Consider the following 16,745-nt stretch of genomic DNA (forward strand, 5'->3'; position numbering starts at 1 on the left):
GTGCCGTACGGGCCGGTCCCGCCGCCTCCCCCGGTGGCGGAACCGGCCCGTTTGCGTGAACCTGCCTGTGCCGGGGCAAACCGCACCACCGGCCCTCTCGATCATGTCGAGGCCGGCAAGCGTGGGAGGTGGGTTCGTGAGCAGCACGCTGTTCCGGACGAAGAACGTCGAGCAGTCCATCCAGGACACCGAGGAACCCGAGCACGCGCTCAAGAAGTCACTGTCCGCCCTGGACCTGACCGTCTTCGGTGTCGGCGTCATCATCGGCACCGGCATCTTCGTCCTCACCGGCACGGCGGCGAAGAACACCGCCGGCCCCGCGGTCTCGCTGTCCTTCGTCATAGCCGGCGCCGTCTGCGCGCTCGCCGCCCTCTGCTACGCCGAGTTCGCCTCCACGGTTCCGGTGGCGGGCTCCGCCTACACCTTCTCCTACGCCTCGCTCGGCGAACTCCCCGCCTGGATCATCGGCTGGGACCTGGTGCTGGAGCTGGCGCTCGGCACGGCGGTGGTCGCGGTCGGCTGGTCCGGCTACATCCACTCGCTGCTCGACAACTGGGGCTGGCACCTGCCCGAGGCGCTCGGCGGGCGGGACGGTGCCACCGGCTTCGGCTTCGACATCCTCGCCGCCGCCCTCGTACTGCTGCTCACCGCCATCCTCGTCGTCGGCATGAAGGTGTCCGCGCGGGTCACCTCGGTGGTCGTCGGGATCAAGGTGGCCGTCGTCCTCGTCGTGATCGTCGCGGGCGCCTTCTTCGTCAACGGTGCCAACTACGACCCGTTCATTCCGAAGGAGCAGCCCGTCGCGGCCGGCGGCAGCCTCAAGGCCCCCCTGGTCCAGCTGATGTTCGGGTGGGCCCCCTCGCACTTCGGGGTCATGGGCATCTTCACCGCCGCCTCCGTGGTCTTCTTCGCCTTCATCGGCTTCGACGTCGTCGCCACCGCCGCCGAGGAGACCCGCAATCCGCAGCGCGACGTCCCGCGCGGCATCCTCGGCTCCCTGGTCATCTGCACCGCCCTGTACGTCGCCGTGTCGATCGTCGTCACCGGCATGCAGAAGTACAGCTCGCTGTCCGTGGAGGCGCCCCTCGCCGACGCGTTCAAGACCACCGGGCACCCCTGGTTCGCGGGCCTGATCAGCTTCGGCGCCGCGGTCGGTCTGACCACCGTGTGCATGATCCTGCTGCTCGGCCAGTCCCGGGTGTTCTTCGCGATGAGCCGCGACGGGCTGCTGCCCCGGTTCTTCTCCCAGACCCACCCGAGGTTCCGCACCCCCTACCGGTCGACCATCCTGCTCGGCGTCGTCATCGCGGTCGTGGCGGGCTTCACCAGCCTGAGCGAACTGGCCGAGCTGGTGAACATCGGCACCCTCTTCGCCTTCGCCATCGTGGCGCTCAGCGTGATCATCCTGCGCCGCACCCGCCCCGACCTCCCCCGGGCCTTCCGCACCCCGCTGGTCCCGCTGGTCCCGGTGCTGTCGGTGCTCGCCTCGCTGTGGCTGATGCTGAACCTGCCCGCGGAGACCTGGCTGCGGTTCGCGGTGTGGATGCTGATCGGTTTCGTCGTCTACTTCCTCTACGGCCGCTCGCACAGCCGGCTCGCCCAGCGCGGGCACACCCCGGCCGGCGAGCCCCCGCGCCCGCCCGCCTGACCCCGGCGACACTCCCGCCCCCCGTATGTCCTTCGGCGCCCGGCGCCAGGCGTCCGGATAGCGTGCTGACCATGCTCGCCCCGCAGCTCGCCCCCGCCCGGACCACGCTCACCCGGACGGCGTACTGGACGCGGCTGCTGCCCGTGCTGGCCGTACTGGCCTGCGTCACCCGGATCCCCTCCTTCGTCCGCCCGCTGTGGAACCCCGACGAGGGCTACCTCGCCGTCGAGGCCCGGCTGCTCGCCCACGGCGGGCAGCTCTACGACACGGTGGTGGACCGCAAACCGCCCCTGCTGCCCTGGCTGTACGAGGCCGCGTTCGCGCTGTGCGGCTCCGGCTCCCTGACCCCGCTGCGGATCCTCGCCGTCCTCGCCCAGCTGCTCACCGCCGTGCTGCTGGCCTCCCTGGCCCGCCGCCACTGGGGCGACCCGGCGGGCGGCACCGCCGGGGTGCTGTACCTGCTGGTGTCGGTGGGGTTGAACCCCGAGGACGCGCAGGCCGCCGGCTTCGAGGTGTTCATACTGCCCTGGACGGCCGCCGCCGTGTGGTGCGCGGACCGGGGGCGCTGGGGCGCGGCCGGCACCGCCGTCGCGGCCGCGTTCCTCACCAAACAGACCGGCGGTGCCGTCCTGCTGCCGGTGCTCTGGCTGCTGCACCGGCGCGGTGCCGTCCGGGCGGGCCTGCCCCGGCTCGCGGCCGGGTTCGCCGCCCCCGTGCTCGGCGCGGCGCTGCTGACGGACCCGGCCGGCTTCGTGTTCTGGACGGTGACCGGCTCCGCCGCCTACGCCAGCGTCTCCGGCTCCCCGCTCCACGTCCTCGGCCGCGCCCTGGCCAACACCGCGCTCGTCGCGGCGGCCTCGGCGGGGCTGCTCCCGCCGATCGCGCGGGCCCTGCGCGGCGCCCGCGCCCGGGCGGCCGAGGCATGGCTGTGGCTGTGGCTCGCCTCCTCGGCCGTCGCCGTGGCCGTCGGCTGCCACTTCTTCGGCCACTACTACCTGCAACTCCTCCCGCCGCTCGCCCTGCTGGCCACCGCCGCGCTGCACACCCGCCCGGGGCAGCGGCACCTGGCCGCCGTCGTCACCTCCTGCTGCGCCTGCGCCCTCTTCGTCGGCTGGGGCCTCGTCGCCCCGCGCCCCGAACTCGCGCACGCCCAGCGGCTGGCGGCGGCCCTCGCCCACCGCACGGCACCCGGCGACCGGGTCCTGGTGTGGGGGATACACCCCGAGACGTACTGGCTGGCCGGCCGCACCCCCGCCACCCGCTACCTCACCGCGGGGCTGCTCACCAACTACAGCGGCGGCCGGGACGGCTCCCGGGTCGGCGAGGCGTACGCCGTCCCCGGCGCCTGGCCCGTCTTCCGCCGCGAGCTGGCCGCGCACGCCCCCGCTCTGATCGCCGACGACTCCCGCGGCAAGCCGTACGCCCCCGCCCGCCTGCCCACCCTGCGCCGCCTGCTCGCGAGCGACTACACCGAGGTCGCCCGCGTCGACGGCGCGGTCCTGTACGCCCGCGCGGCGGCGCGGCCGGACGCGGCACCGTAACGGGCACGCGGCGTGGCGTGGGGCGGGGCGGCTCCCTCGGGGCGTCGTGGCGGCTGCGGGCCCCGCCGGGCGTCGTGGCGGCTGCGGCTCCTGGAAAGCGGATCCCGCCGGCCGGGACTCCTGCCGACGCGGGGGCCCGGTGGCGGTGCTTCGCGGGTGGCCGGCCGGGGCCGCCGTCGGTGGGGCTCAGCCCAGGACCGTACGCGGCCCCGCCACCCGCGCGCCCAGTTCCGTCACCCGGCGGCGCAGCTCGCGGTCGGCGGTCACCACCAGGCGGGGGCGGCCGGGGCTGGCGGCGGCCAGCTCCACGACGTGGTCGTCCCCGCTGCCCGGCGCCGACTCCACCCGCACGCCCGGCACCGAGGCCACGCCCCGGGCCGCGCCCTCGACCACGAGCACGATCTCCACCGGCCCCGGGTGCCCGGGCAGGCCCTCGCCCGCGAGCCGGTCCCGCAGCCGCTCGGCCGCGCCCTTGCGGTCCTTCCACCAGCCGTCGGGCCGCGACCCGACGACGTTCGCGCCGTCCACGATGACGAGCGGCGGGGCGGGGGAGGGCGGGGCGTCGAGGGGATCGGTCATACCGCAAGGGTCCCATGTCCCGAGCCGGGGGCCGTGCCCCGTGACCGGTGCGGGGCGGCTTAAAGTGAACCGGTGAACGGCGACTGGCTCCTTCGCGGCCGAGACGGCCGGCTCAGTGTGTACCAGCTGTCGGGCGACGCCGTCCTGTGCCGGGCGGAGCGCGGCCCCGGCGGCCCCTGGTCCGCCGCCCGCAGGATGGGCGGCGAGCAGAAACTGCACCCCGTCCTGGCGATCGGCCAGGGCGCCGACCGCTATGCCCATCTGGTGTCCTGGCGGCCCACCGTCAAGGGCGAATCCGGACTGGTCCACTCCACGCACTTCCGCCCGCACCTGGCCGCCCTGGACTGGCAGCCGATCGGCCACCCGGACAAGACCGGCGAGCGCACCGGCACCCCCGCGGTCACGGTCGACGCACAGGGCCGCGCCCATGTGTTCGTCCGGAACAAGGGCGGCGGGGTGAGCATGCTCGGCCAGAAGGAGAAGGGCGGCTGGGGCCCCTGGCGGGACCTGGGGGGCAGCGAGGTGCACGACCGACTGGCCGCGGTCACCACGGCGTCCGGCACGGTGGAGCTGTACGCGGCCGACGGGCAGGGCCTGCTGCACTGGCGTCAGGAGTCGCCGGGCGCCGTGCCCGTGCTCCAGGAGTCCCTGCCCGCCCCGGTCCGTCCGGGCACCCTGCGCGCCCTGGCCACCTCCCCGGAGAGCACGACGCTCTACTACACCGACACCGACGGCACCCTGTGCGCCTGGCGGCCCGGCGGCAAGCCGGCCACGCTGCTGCCCGCGGCGGGCCCCGGCCCGGTCTCGGCGGTCCGCTGCGAGCTGGACGGGTACGACTGCACGCTGCTGGCCCAGCGGACGGCGAGCCGCCGGGTCGCCTTCGCCGCCTATCCGACCGAACAGGAGTCGGCGGGAGCCTGGTGGACCGAGTCGGGCCCCGAACTGCCCCTGGACGCGCTGGTGTCCCTCGCGACGGACGAGACCGGCCGGGTGGTGGCGGCCACGCTGTCCCCCTCGACGGGACAGCTCCTGCTGACCCGGCGCAAGGACGAGCCGGGCCTGGCCCTGGAGGCGTGGCGGCAGTTCTGAGCACGCGGAAGGGCCCCCGCCTCGCTCCGGCGGGGGCCCTTCACACGTCGTACCGGGTTACGCCGGGACGCTCGCCACGCCCGGGGCCAGGAACTTCTTGCCGTTCACGCGCTCGGAGACGCCCTCGCGGTCCAGGTACGGCGTGATGCCGCCCAGGTGGAAGGGCCAGCCGGCGCCCGTGATCAGGCACAGGTCGACGTCCTGGGCCTCGGCGACGACGCCCTCGTCGAGCATGAGCCCGATCTCCTGCGCCACCGCGTCCAGCACCCGCGCCCGCACCTGCTCCTCGGTCAGGACCACGTCGCCCTGCTTGAGCAGCGCGGCGACCTCCGGGTCCAGCTCCGGCTTGCCGGAGTCGTAGACGTAGAAGCCGCGCTTGCCCGCCTCCACGACCGCCTTGAGGTTCGGGGAGACCTTGAAGCGGTCCGGGAACGCGCCGTGCAGCGTCTCGGAGACGTGCAGGCCGATCGCGGGGCCGACCAGCTCCAGCAGCACCAGCGGGGACATCGGCAGGCCGAGCGGCTCGACGGCCTTCTCGGCGACCTCGACCGGGGTGCCCTCGTCGATGACGTTCTGGATCTCGCCCATGAAGCGGGTCAGGATGCGGTTCACGACGAACGCCGGGGCGTCCTTGACCAGCACCGCGGTCTTCTTCAGCTTCTTGGCGACGGCGAACGCGGTCGCCAGGGAGGCGTCGTCGGTCTGCTCGCCGCGAACGATCTCCAGCAGCGGCAGGATCGCGACCGGGTTGAAGAAGTGGAAGCCGACGACCCGCTCGGGGTGCTTCAGCTTCGACGCCATCTCCGTCACGGACAGCGAGGAGGTGTTGGTGGCGAGGATCGCGTGCGCCGGGGCGACCGCCTCGACCTCCGCGAACACCTGCTGCTTGACGCCGATCTCCTCGAACACGGCCTCGATGACGAAGTCCGCGTCCGCGAAGCCCTCGGCCTTGTCCAGGACACCGGTGACCAGCGCCTTGAGGCGGTTGGCCTTGTCCTGGTTGACGCGGCCCTTGCCGAGCAGCTTGTCGATCTCGGCGTGGACGTAGGCAACACCCTTGTCGACGCGCTCCTGGTCGATGTCGGTCAGCACGACTGGCACCTCCAGGCGGCGCAGGAACAGCAGGGCGAGCTGGGAGGCCATCAGACCGGCGCCGACGACACCGACCTTGGTGACCGGGCGGGCCAGGTTCTTGTCCGGGGCGCCGGCGGGACGCTTGCCGCGCTTCTGGACGAGGTTGAACGCGTAGATGCCGGCGCGCAGTTCGCCACCCATGATCAGGTCGGCGAGCGCCTGGTCCTCGGCGTCGAAGCCCTGCTGGAGGTCGCCGTTCTTGGCGGCGGCGATGATGTCCAGGGCGCGGTAGGCGGCCGGGGCCGCGCCGTGCACCTTGCCGTCGGCGATGAACCGGCCCTTGGCGACGGCCTGGTCCCAGGCCTCACCGCGGTCGATGGCCGGGCGCTCCACGGTGATGTCGCCCTTGAGGACCTGAGCCGTCCAGATCAGGGACTGCTCCAGGAAGTCGGCGCCCTCGAAGATCGCGTCGGCGATCCCGAGGTCGAAGACCTGCTGGCCCTTGAGCTGCTTGTTCTGGTTCAGCGAGTTCTCGATGATGACCGAGACGGCCTTCTCGGCGCCGATCAGGTTCGGCAGCAGGGTGCAGCCGCCCCAGCCGGGGACCAGGCCGAGGAAGACCTCGGGCAGCGAGAACGCCGGGATCGCCTTGGAGACGGTCCGGTAGGAGCAGTGCAGACCGACCTCGACGCCGCCGCCCATGGCCGCGCCGTTGTAGTACGCGAAGGTCGGCACGGCCAGCTTCGACAGCCGCTTGAAGACCTCGTGGCCGCCCTTGCCGATGGCGAGCGCGTGCTCGTGCTCCTTCAGCAGCTCCACGCCCTTGAGGTCGGCGCCGACGGCGAAGATGAACGGCTTGCCGGTGATGCCCACACCGACGATCGCGCCCTCGGCCGCCTCCTTCTCGACCTGGTCGACGGCGGTGTTCAGGTTCGCCAGCGAGGCCGGGCCGAAGGTGGTCGGCTTGGTGTGGTCCAGGCCGTTGTCCAGCGTGATCAGCGCGAACCGGCCCGCGCCGAAGGGCAGGTCGAAGTGGCGTACGTGCGCGCTGGTGACGACCTCGTCGGGGAACAGGTCCGAGGCCTGCTTCAGAAGCTCGGCGGTGGTGCTCACTTGTCCCCCTCGAAGTGCGGGTTCTCCCAGATGACCGTCGCGCCCATGCCGAAGCCGACACACATGGTGGTCAGGCCGTAGCGGACGTGCGGCTGCTCCTCGAACTGGCGGGCCAGCTGCGTCATCAGCCGGACGCCGGAGGAGGCCAGCGGGTGGCCGAAGGCGATGGCGCCGCCGTACTGGTTGACGCGCGCGTCGTCGTCGGCGATGCCGTAGTGCTCCAGGAAGGCCAGGACCTGGACGGCGAAGGCCTCGTTGATCTCGAACAGGCCGATGTCGGAGATGGAAAGGCCCGCCTTGGCGAGGGCCTTCTCCGTGGCCGGGATCGGGCCGTAGCCCATGACCTCCGGCTCGACGCCCGCGAAGGCGTAGGACACCAGGCGCATCTTGACCGGCAGGCCGTTCTCGCGGGCGAAGTCCTCGCTCGCGATGATCGACGCGGTGGCGCCGTCGTTCAGACCGGCCGCGTTGCCCGCGGTGACCCGGCCGTGCACACGGAACGGCGTCTTCAGGTTCGCCAGGTTCTCCAGCGTGGTGCCCGGGCGCATCGGCTCGTCGGCGGTGACCAGGCCCCAGCCGGTCTCGCCGCCCTCCGGGTTGGTGCGGCGCACCGAGATCGGCACCAGGTCGGCCTGGATCTTGCCGTCGGCGTACGCCTTGGCGGCCTTCTCCTGGGAGCGCACCGCGTACTCGTCGGCGCGCAGCTTGGTGATCGACGGGTACCGGTCGTGCAGGTTCTCCGCGGTCATGCCCATGAACAGGGCGGACTCGTCGACCAGCTTCTCGGAGACGAAGCGCGGGTTGGGGTCCACGCCCTCGCCCATCGGGTGCCGGCCCATGTGCTCGACACCACCGGCGATGACGGCGTCGTAGGCACCGAAGGCGATCGAACCGGCGGTGGTGGTCACGGCGGTCAGCGCGCCGGCGCACATGCGGTCGATCGAGTAGCCGGGCACGGACTGCGGCAGGCCCGCGAGAATGCCGGCCGTGCGGCCGAGGGTGAGGCCCTGGTCGCCGATCTGCGTGGTCGCCGCGATGGCGACCTCGTCGATCTTCTTCGGGTCCAGACCGGGGTTGCGGCGCAGCAGCTCCCGGATCGCCTTCACGACGAGGTCGTCGGCGCGGGTCTCGTGGTAGATGCCCTTCGGGCCCGCCTTGCCGAACGGGGTGCGGACGCCGTCGACGAAGACGACGTCCCTGACGGTACGAGGCACGATGGCTCTCCTCCAGATGCGGGATGGCACTGCTGCGTTGCGCTGAGCGCGCGCTCAGCCCCATGCTACTTATGGGTAACGTAGCTGCACAGCCCTGTACGGGGGAGCGGTGAACGTCACACCTTCGGGGGAGCCGTCGAACCCCGGGGCGGAGTGTCGTGCGCCGCGCTCATACGGCCGGTACCGATCCGACGAGGCCGCCGTCGACGACCAGGTCCTGACCGGTGATGTACGCGGCGTCGTCGGAGGCCAGGAAGGCGACGGCCGCCGCGACGTCGTCGGGGTGACCGAGCGAACCCAGCGGCACCAGGGCCGAGTCGCGGGCTTCGGCGTCCGGGTGGGGGTTCGCCTCCCGCCACATCGCCGTGTCGATGTAACCGGGGCTGACGGAGTTGACGCGGATACCGCGAGCGGCCAGGTCGGAACCCATGGTGCGGGCGAGGTTGTGCACCGCCGCCTTGCCGGCGGAGTAGACCGACGCGACGGGCAGCCCGCGATGCAGGGTCCAGGAGGCGTTGATGACGACGGCGCCACCGCGCGGCATCAGCCGCAGTGCCTTCTGCACGGTGAAGAAGACGCCCTTGAAGTTGACGTCGACGGTCCGGTCGAAGTCCTCCTCGGTGATCTCCATGGTCGGCTTGAAAACGCCGGTCCCGGCGTTGGCGAAGACCGCGTCCAGCGTGCCGCGCCAGGTCTCGATCCGCCGCATCAGCGCGTCGAGATCGGACAGGGACGCGACGTCGGCACGGATGGCCAGCACCCGGTCGTCCACCGCGTCGAGCCGGGCGACCGCCGCGTCCAGGCGCGCCTGGTCACGTCCGGTGATGACGACGTAGGCACCCTCGTCCAGGAGCCGTCGCGCCGTGGCGAACCCCATCCCGCTGGTGCCGCCGGTGATCAGAGCCGTCTTGTTCGTGAATCGCTGCATGGCAGTGATCTTCGGGCGGCGCGGGCGGTTCCGGCAGTGTCGCCTGGGCCTGGGTCTGTCACCACCACCTTCGACGCGGGCCCGCGGCCGGGCGGCGCGGTGCGGGGCCGCCCGGCAGGGTCGGGACCGCTTACGAGGCGGGGACCGACGACCAGGCGGGGACGGGAGGCTCCGCCTCCGCTGCCGCCAGCAGGCCGGCCAGGCGGCTCTCGGTCGGCGTCCCCTCCGCCGGGGTGTGCAGCAGCAGACGCGCGCCGGGCAGGTCCGAGACGGGCAGCATCGTGTAGTCGAAGGTCAGCTCGCCCGCGACGGGGTGCCTCAGCGACTTGATTCCCTCGGTGGAGGATCCCACCGGGTGTTCCGCCCAGACCGCGGCGAACGCGGGACTGGCGGCGCACATGTCCTCCGCCAGCCGGCCGAACTCAGGATCGTCCGGATAGCGCGCGGCGTCCGCGCGGAACTGGCCGACGATCTGCCGCGCCGCGTCCTCCCAGCCGCACAGCGAGGCGCGGAAGTGCGCGCTGGTGAAGAAGCTGACCAGACAACTGTGGGCCGACTCCTCGTAGCCGAAGACCAGCCGGGCGGCCCGGTTGACGGCGATCAGCTTCCAGTGCCGGTCGATGACGTACGCCGGCCGCGGCAGCCAGCCGTCGACGACCCGGCGGATCCCGGCCGGTACCGGCCGTTCGGCGGGCCGGGCCTGCGGCGGGTTCAGCCCGGCCAGCAGGTACAGGTGCTCACGCTCGGCGGCGTCCAGGCGCAGCACGCGGGCGACGGCGTCCAGCACGTCGGCCGACACATTGATGTCGCGCCCCTGTTCCAGCCACGTGTACCAGGAGACCCCCACCCCGGCGAGCACCGCGACCTCCTCGCGCCGCAGGCCCGGCGTACGGCGCCCGCTCCCGGCCGCCATTCCCACGTCCGCGGGGGTCAGGCGCGCGCGCCGTGAGCGCAGGAACGCCCGTATCTCGGCGCTGCGCCGCTCGCGGGCCTCGGCCGGCAGCTTGGCGATCTCCACGCGCCTAGGCCCCCTTGGTCACCAGCGAGTCCACCAGTACCGGCGTCACCAGCTCGATCTGCCAGGGACGCGCGCCGTACCCGGCCAGCGCGGCGGCCACGGAAGCGGCGTCCACCACCTTCGGCGGCTCCCAGCAGATCCGGCGCACGGTGTCCGGAGAAATCACGTTCTCCTGCGGCATGTTGAGCCGCTCGGCAAGGGACGACACCCCCGCCCGGGCGACGGACAGCCGGGCCGCGGCGGCGGGGTCCTTGTCGGCCCATGCCCGGGGCGGCGGCGGCCCCGCCACCGGCTGCCCGGGCTGCGGCAGCGCGGCCTCCGGCAGCGCCTTCGCGCGGTCCACGGCGGCCTGCCACTGCTCCAGCTGCCGCCGTCCCATCCGGTGCCCGAAGCCGTTCAGCGCGGCGAGGGCGTGCACATTGCCCGGCAGGGCCAGCGCGGCCTCCACGATGGCGGCGTCGCTCAGCACCTTGCCCGGCGAGACGTCCCGGCGCTGGGCGATCCGGTCCCGGGTCTGCCACAGCTCCCGGACCACGCCGAGCTGCCGACGGCGGCGCACCTTGTGCATCCCGGACGTACGGCGCCAGGGGTCCTTGCGGGGCTCGGGCGGCGGCGCCGTCGCGATCGCGTCGAACTCCTGCAGGGCCCACTCCAGCTTGCCCTGCCGCTCCAGCTCCTTCTCCAGGGCGTCCCGCAGGTCGACGAGCAGTTCGACGTCGAGCGCGGCGTAGCGCAGCCACGGCTCGGGCAGCGGGCGGGTCGACCAGTCGACGGCGGAGTGGCCCTTCTCCAGGACGTAGCCGAGGACGCCCTCGACCATGGCGCCGAGGCCGACCCGGGGGAAACCGGCGAGCCGCCCGGCCAGCTCGGTGTCGAACAGGCGGGCCGGGACCATGCCTATCTCGCGCAGGCAGGGCAGGTCCTGGGTGGCCGCGTGCAGCACCCACTCGGCGTCGGCCAGGGCCGCGCCGAGTCCGGACAGGTCGGGGCAGGCGACGGGGTCGATGAGCGCGGTCCCGGCGCCCTCGCGGCGCAGCTGGACCAGGTAGGCGCGCTGGCCGTAGCGGTAGCCGGAGGCGCGCTCGGCGTCCACGGCGACCGGGCCGGTGCCGGCGGCGAAGGCGGCCGTCACCCGGGCGAGGTCCGCCTCGTCGGCGATCACGGGCGGAATGCCCTCGCGCGGTTCGAGCAACGGAGTCGGCGCCCCCGTCACAGAAGATCCGGCGTCGTCCGGAGGAGTGCCTCCGGTGGTGCGCAGGGAGCTGTCTGCTGCGGTGTCTTGGGCGTCGGTCACCTGTCAAGGGTATCCGTGCGCGCACCGCGCCCGTCGACGGAACGTTCCGTCGACGGGCGCGGCAGGGTCGTAAACCGGTCAGCGGCGGGCGGCGTCCGCTTCGCCGGAGTGAACGGGGCTTGCGCCGAAGGAGGCATCCGGTGGGCTCAGTGGATGATCCCGGTGCGCAGGGCGACGGCCACCATGCCGGCCCGGTCGCCGGTGCCCAGCTTGCGGGCGATGCGGGCCAGGTGGCTCTTGACGGTGAGGGCGGACAGGCCCATGGACACGCCGATCGCCTTGTTCGACTGGCCCTCCGCGACCAGCCGCAGCACCTCGACCTCGCGTCCGGACAGCTCCCGGTAGCCGCCCGGGTGGCTCGGGGCACCCGGGGGGCGGCGGTGCATACGGGCGGCGGCGCCGAGGGGAGCGGCACCGGGACGGGTGGGGAGCCCGATGTTGGTGCGGGTGCCGGTGACGACGTAGCCCTTGACGCCGCCGGCCAGCGCGTTGCGGACCGCGCCGATGTCGTCGGCGGCGGAGAGCGCCAGTCCGTTGGGCCAGCCCGCGGCCCGGGTCTCGGACAGCAGGGTGAGGCCGGAGCCGTCGGGGAGGTGGACGTCGGCGACGCAGATGTCGCGCGGGTTGCCGATGCGGGGACGAGCCTCCGCGATGGACGAGGCTTCGATGACATCGCGCACGCCGAGCGCCCACAGATGGCGGGTGACGGTGGAGCGGACGCGCGGGTCGGCCACGACCACCATGGCGGTCGGCTTGTTCGGGCGGTAGGCGACCAGGCTTGCGGGTTGCTCAAGGAGAACGGACACCAGGCCTCCTGGGTGGGGGACGGGGCCGGCTTGTGGGGATGAAGCCGGGACGAACCGTGCTTTCAAGGTCACAGTCGTCTTCGGCAGCAAACTCGTCCGCCTTTAGGGAGTGATCACGATCTAGTGAGTAACAATCCGTACGCTTCGGACACACGATCGATCAACCGAAGATCGAATCGGTTCGAGCGAGTGCGATTCGAGTACGGAAAGTGGCCGTATCGACAAAGAGATGGTCAATACGGTGTTTCGTACCGACCCCTCGGCAGGACAATGCGCGCCTCAGCGGGACTGCGGGCCCCGGCGCTGCGGCAGGGTCACCACCGACGCGTCCCCGGGACCGGCCGGCGGCAGGCCCGCGACCTGCGCCAGCAGATCGCACCAGGAGTTCAGATGCGCGGCGGTGTCCGGCACCCCGCCCAGGCCCTCACGGGGCGTCCACGAGGCGCGGATCTCGATCTGCGAGGCGGCGGGCCGCTCCGCCAGCCCGCCGAAGTAGTGCGAGCCCGCCCGCGTGATCGTTCCGCTCGGCTCCCCATAGGCCAGCCCGCGCGCCTGGAGCGCCCCGGTCAGCCACGACCAGCACACCTCCGGCAGCAGCGGATCGGCCGCCATCTCCGGCTCCAGCTCCGCCCGCACCAGCGTCACCAGCCGGAACGTGCCCTGCCACGCGTCGTGCCCGGCCGGGTCGTGCAGCAGCACCAGACGCCCGTCGGCCAGCTCCTGCTCGCCGTCGACCACCACCGCCTCCAGCGCGTACGCGTACGGGGCGAGCCGCTGCGGGGCGGGCGTCGGCTCCACCTCGACCTGCGGCCGCGGCCGCGCCGCGCGCAGCGCGTCGACCGCGGCCCGGAACGCCGGCGGCAGCCCGCCGCCCCCCCGCCCCTGAGCGGTGTCCTCCGCGTCGTCCATTCCGTCAGCGCCGTCCGACAGTCGTCCCTGAGCCGCAGCCATGCGGGGAAGAGTAAGGGGAAGCGGGCCTTCGCGCAGGGCAAGACACCCCGCGCCACCCCTCCCCGGTGTCATGCGAGACTTGCCCCGTGACCGCGAACGACACCTTCACGGGCCAGGGGCCCGCAGCGACGTACGACAGCGCGTTCCTCAAGGCGTGCCGGCGCGAACCCGTGCCGCACACCCCCGTGTGGTTCATGCGCCAGGCCGGCCGCTCCCTGCCCGAGTACCGCAAGGTCCGCGAAGGCGTCCCCATGCTGGAGTCCTGCATGCGGCCCGAGCTGGTCACCGAGATCACCCTCCAGCCGGTGCGCCGGCACGGCGTGGACGCGGCGATCTACTTCAGCGACATCGTCGTCCCGCTCAAGGCCATCGGCATCGACCTCGACATCAAGCCCGGCGTCGGCCCGGTCGTCGAGCAGCCCATCCGCACCCGCGCCGACCTGGCCCGGCTGCGCGACCTCGGCCCCGAGGACGTGCCGTACGTCACCGAGGCCATCGGCATGCTCACCCGCGAGCTGGGCGCCACCCCGCTGATCGGCTTCGCGGGCGCGCCCTTCACCCTCGCCAGCTACCTGGTCGAGGGCGGCCCCTCGCGCACGTACGAGAACGCCAAGGCCATGATGTACGGCGACCCCGAGCTGTGGGCCGACCTGCTGGACCGGCTCGCCGACATCACGGCCGCCTTCCTGAAGGTGCAGATCGAGGCCGGCGCCAGCGCCGTCCAGCTCTTCGACTCCTGGGCCGGCGCGCTGGCCCCGGCGGACTACCGGCGCTCGGTCATGCCGGCCTCCGCCAAGGTCTTCGACGCGGTCGCCGGGTACGGCGTCCCGCGCATCCACTTCGGCGTCGGCACCGGCGAACTGCTGAAGCTCCTGGGCGAGGCCGGCGCGGACGTCGTCGGCGTCGACTGGCGCGTCCCGCTGGACGAGGCCGCCCGCCGCGTCGGCCCCGGCAAGGCCCTCCAGGGCAACCTGGACCCGACCGTGCTGTTCACCGACAAGGACACCGTCGAGGCCAAGGCCCAGGAGGTGCTCGACGCCGCCGCCGGGCTGGAGGGGCACGTCTTCAACCTCGGCCACGGCGTCATGCCGAACACCGACCCGGACGCGCTGACCCGGCTCACGGAGTACGTCCACACCGCGACCGCGCGCTGACTCACCAGGCGGAACGGGGCCGCGCGCGCCTGCCGAACAGCAGGCCGGGCGGCTCCGGCGGCGGGGGTGTGCCGGGCTTGAGCGGCCAGGCGAGCAGCATGCCCGCCACGAAGCCGACCACATGCGCCGCGTACGCCACCGTGCCCGCGCCGGACACCCCGTGCCCGGAGGAGTACACCGCCTGGAGCCCGAACCAGAACCCGAGCACCAGCCAGGCGGGCAGCCTGAGCGGCAGGAAGACCAGGAACGGCACCAGCACCCACACCCTGGCCCGCGGATACAGCACCAGATAGGCGCCGAGCACCCCGGCGATCGCCCCGGACGCGCCGATCAGCGGGTCCGCGGACGTGTCGTTGAGCAGCGCGAAGCCGTATCCGGCCGCGTAGCCGCACACCACGTAGAAGAGGAGGAACCGGATGTGGCCCATCCGGTCCTCGACGTTGTTGCCGAAGATCAGCAGGAACAGCATGTTCCCCAGCAGGTGCGGCCAGCCGCCGTGCAGGAACATCGCCGTGAACACCGACAGCGGCGGCGACTTGTCGTAACCGGGCGGCGCCACCACGCAGCCCGGCCCCTGCGGGCCCACACCGACCTCCCCGGTCGGCACCAGCCGGGGCATCCGGTCGTGGATCAGCTCCCGGGGGACCGCCGCGTAATGGTCCAGGAACGCCTGCAGATCGCACAGCTGCGCCAGCTTGGAGCCGCCGGTCACGGAACCGGCCATGCCGGGCATGGTGACGAACACCAGCACATTCGCGGCGATGAGCGCGTACGTCACCCAGGGGGTGCGGCGCACCGGGTTCAGATCATGGACGGGGATGACCACACACAAGTAGTGCCCGCGATCCGGCCCCGCTATCAGCGCGTCCGCCGTGGGTCAGCCCGACCGCACCTTCGAGGCGGCCTTGCGCGCGGCCACCAGCACCGGGTCCCACACCGGTGAGAACGGCGGGGCGTACCCCAGGTCCAGGGCCGTCATCTCCTCCACCGTCATCCGCGCGGTCAGCGCCACCGCCGCGATGTCCACCCGCTTGCCCGCCCCCTCCCGGCCGACTATCTGCACGCCCAGCAGCCGTCCCGTACGGGTCTCGGCGAGCATCTTCACCGTCATGGGGGCGGCCCCCGGGTAGTACCCGGCGCGGCTGGTCGACTCGATGGTGACCGTCTCGAACCGCAGCCCCACCCGGCGGGCGTCCTTCTCCCGCAGGCCGGTACGGGCGATCTCCAGGTCGCACACCTTGCTCACGGCCGTGCCGACGACACCGGGGAAGGTGGCGTAGCCGCCGCCCGCGTTGGTGCCGATGACCTGGCCGTGCTTGTTGGCGTGGGTGCCGAGCGGAACGTACTGCTGCTGTCCGGAGACCAGGTTCAGCACCTCCACGCAGTCGCCGCCCGCCCAGACGTTCTCCTGCCCGCGCACCCGCATCGCCAGATCGGTGAGCAGCCCGCCGTGCGCGCCGAGCGGCAGTCCGGCCGCCCGGGCGAGGGCGGTCTCCGGACGGACGCCGATGCCGAGGATCACCACGTCCGCCGGGAACTCGGCGTCCCGCGTGGCCACCGCCCGCACCCGGCCGTCCTGCCCGGTGAGCACCTCGGTCACCTCGGCGTCGCCGACCATGGTGATGCCGAGGCCCTCCATGGCCCGGTGCACCAGCCGGCCCATGTCCGGGTCCAGTGTCGACATCGGCTCCCGGCCCCGGTTGACGACCGTCACCTCGAAACCCCGGCGGATCAGCGCCTCGGCCATCTCGACACCGATGTAGCCGGCGCCCACGACCACGGCCCTGCGGCCCGGCGTGCCGGCGAGGGTGTCCAGCAGCGCCTGGCCGTCGTCGAGCGTCTGCACCCCGTGCACCCCGGGGGCGTCCACGCCGGGCAGATCCGGGCGGACCGGCCGGGCACCGGTGGCGATGACCAGCTTGTCGTACGGCGTCCAGTACTCGGCGCCGGAACCGACGTCACGCGCGCGTACCCGCTGCCCGGCCACGTCGATCTCCGTGACCTCCGTGCGCATCCGCAGGTCGATGTCCCGCGCGCGGTGCTCGTCCGCCGTCCGCGCGATCAGCCGGTCCCGCTCCGGAACCTGACCGCCCACCCAGTACGGGATGCCGCATGCCGAGAAGGAGGTGAAGTGGCCGCGTTCGAACGCCACGATCTCCAGTTCCCCGGGCCCCCGCAGCCGCCGTGCCTGCGACGCCGCGGACATGCCCGCGGCGTCACCCCCGATCACGACCAGCCGTTCCCTGCCGCCAGCGATGCTCATGGGAACACGCTACGGGGCGCGGCCGGTTCGGCCCCCGTCGGCCCCCGGAGGCCGGGCGCCGGGTCCCGGCCGG

14 protein-coding genes are annotated in these 16,745 nt (G+C 73.0%); 4 read left to right on the forward strand and 10 right to left on the reverse strand.

Going from position 1 to position 16,745, the window contains the following annotated elements; genetic code table 11:
* Nucleotides 1–136 precede the first annotated feature (136 nt).
* Both HB370_RS30370 and HB370_RS30375 read left to right on the forward strand, forming a co-directional pair.
* Nucleotides 137–1,648, forward strand: a complete 1,512-nt coding sequence (locus tag HB370_RS30370) for an amino acid permease (RefSeq protein ID WP_030777650.1) — start codon at nucleotides 137–139, stop codon at nucleotides 1,646–1,648.
* Nucleotides 1,649–1,719: 71 nt separating this feature from the next.
* Complete coding sequence (locus HB370_RS30375; RefSeq protein ID WP_030777652.1) at nucleotides 1,720–3,189, forward strand: glycosyltransferase family 39 protein; 1,470 nt, start codon at nucleotides 1,720–1,722, stop codon at nucleotides 3,187–3,189.
* Between the two features lie 186 nt (nucleotides 3,190–3,375).
* Here the strand turns inward: HB370_RS30375 and HB370_RS30380 are convergent, their stop codons facing one another.
* Nucleotides 3,376–3,768, reverse strand: a complete 393-nt coding sequence (locus tag HB370_RS30380; RefSeq protein ID WP_030777654.1) for a hypothetical protein — start codon at nucleotides 3,766–3,768, stop codon at nucleotides 3,376–3,378.
* A gap of 72 nt (nucleotides 3,769–3,840) precedes the next feature.
* On the opposite strand from HB370_RS30380, the gene HB370_RS30385 reads away from it, so the two are divergent.
* On the forward strand, nucleotides 3,841–4,857 hold the full coding sequence (locus HB370_RS30385; RefSeq protein WP_030777656.1) for a hypothetical protein: 1,017 nt from the start codon (nucleotides 3,841–3,843) through the stop codon (nucleotides 4,855–4,857).
* 57 nt (nucleotides 4,858–4,914) lie between these two features.
* Here HB370_RS30385 and HB370_RS30390 read toward each other — a convergent pair whose 3' ends face one another.
* The 7 genes from HB370_RS30390 to HB370_RS30420 all read right to left on the reverse strand — a co-directional run bounded on the left by HB370_RS30390 (nucleotide 4,915) and on the right by HB370_RS30420 (nucleotide 13,255).
* Complete coding sequence (locus HB370_RS30390; protein ID WP_030777658.1) at nucleotides 4,915–7,044, reverse strand: 3-hydroxyacyl-CoA dehydrogenase NAD-binding domain-containing protein; 2,130 nt, start codon at nucleotides 7,042–7,044, stop codon at nucleotides 4,915–4,917.
* Nucleotides 7,041–8,258: an acetyl-CoA C-acyltransferase gene (locus HB370_RS30395; protein WP_030777660.1), complete on the reverse strand. Its 1,218-nt coding sequence runs from the start codon at nucleotides 8,256–8,258 to the stop codon at nucleotides 7,041–7,043. The genes HB370_RS30390 and HB370_RS30395 overlap by 4 nt, the downstream gene beginning before the upstream one ends.
* Before the next feature lie 169 nt (nucleotides 8,259–8,427).
* A complete protein-coding gene (locus HB370_RS30400; protein WP_030777663.1) occupies nucleotides 8,428–9,186 on the reverse strand; it encodes a glucose 1-dehydrogenase in 759 nt (252 codons plus the stop codon).
* Between the two features lie 130 nt (nucleotides 9,187–9,316).
* The gene (locus HB370_RS30405; protein WP_051815372.1) at nucleotides 9,317–10,204 is read right to left on the reverse strand and encodes a helix-turn-helix transcriptional regulator; all 888 of its coding nucleotides are present in this window, start codon (nucleotides 10,202–10,204) and stop codon (nucleotides 9,317–9,319) included.
* A 4-nt stretch (nucleotides 10,205–10,208) separates the two neighbouring features.
* Nucleotides 10,209–11,498, reverse strand: a complete 1,290-nt coding sequence (locus tag HB370_RS30410) for a ribonuclease D (protein ID WP_078637378.1) — start codon at nucleotides 11,496–11,498, stop codon at nucleotides 10,209–10,211.
* Between the two features lie 146 nt (nucleotides 11,499–11,644).
* A complete protein-coding gene (locus tag HB370_RS30415) occupies nucleotides 11,645–12,304 on the reverse strand; it encodes a response regulator transcription factor (protein WP_030777669.1) in 660 nt (219 codons plus the stop codon).
* A gap of 279 nt (nucleotides 12,305–12,583) precedes the next feature.
* The gene (locus HB370_RS30420) at nucleotides 12,584–13,255 is read right to left on the reverse strand and encodes a DUF3000 domain-containing protein (protein ID WP_078637379.1); all 672 of its coding nucleotides are present in this window, start codon (nucleotides 13,253–13,255) and stop codon (nucleotides 12,584–12,586) included.
* 86 nt (nucleotides 13,256–13,341) lie between these two features.
* Between HB370_RS30420 and hemE the strand changes: the two genes are divergently transcribed.
* Nucleotides 13,342–14,409, forward strand: coding sequence for a uroporphyrinogen decarboxylase (gene hemE / locus HB370_RS30425; RefSeq protein ID WP_030777674.1), 1,068 nt, complete (start codon nucleotides 13,342–13,344; stop codon nucleotides 14,407–14,409).
* A gap of 1 nt (nucleotide 14,410) precedes the next feature.
* On the opposite strand, the gene HB370_RS30430 is transcribed toward hemE, so the two are convergent.
* Both HB370_RS30430 and HB370_RS30435 read right to left on the reverse strand, forming a co-directional pair.
* Complete coding sequence (locus HB370_RS30430) at nucleotides 14,411–15,235, reverse strand: rhomboid family intramembrane serine protease (protein WP_030777676.1); 825 nt, start codon at nucleotides 15,233–15,235, stop codon at nucleotides 14,411–14,413.
* A gap of 51 nt (nucleotides 15,236–15,286) precedes the next feature.
* A complete protein-coding gene (locus HB370_RS30435) occupies nucleotides 15,287–16,672 on the reverse strand; it encodes an FAD-dependent oxidoreductase (RefSeq protein WP_030777678.1) in 1,386 nt (461 codons plus the stop codon).
* Between the last annotated feature and the right edge of the window lie 73 nt (nucleotides 16,673–16,745).

The sequence above is a fragment of the Streptomyces sp. DSM 40868 genome (assembly GCF_011820545.1).
Classification (GTDB): Bacteria; Actinomycetota; Actinomycetes; order Streptomycetales; family Streptomycetaceae; genus Streptomyces; species Streptomyces eurythermus.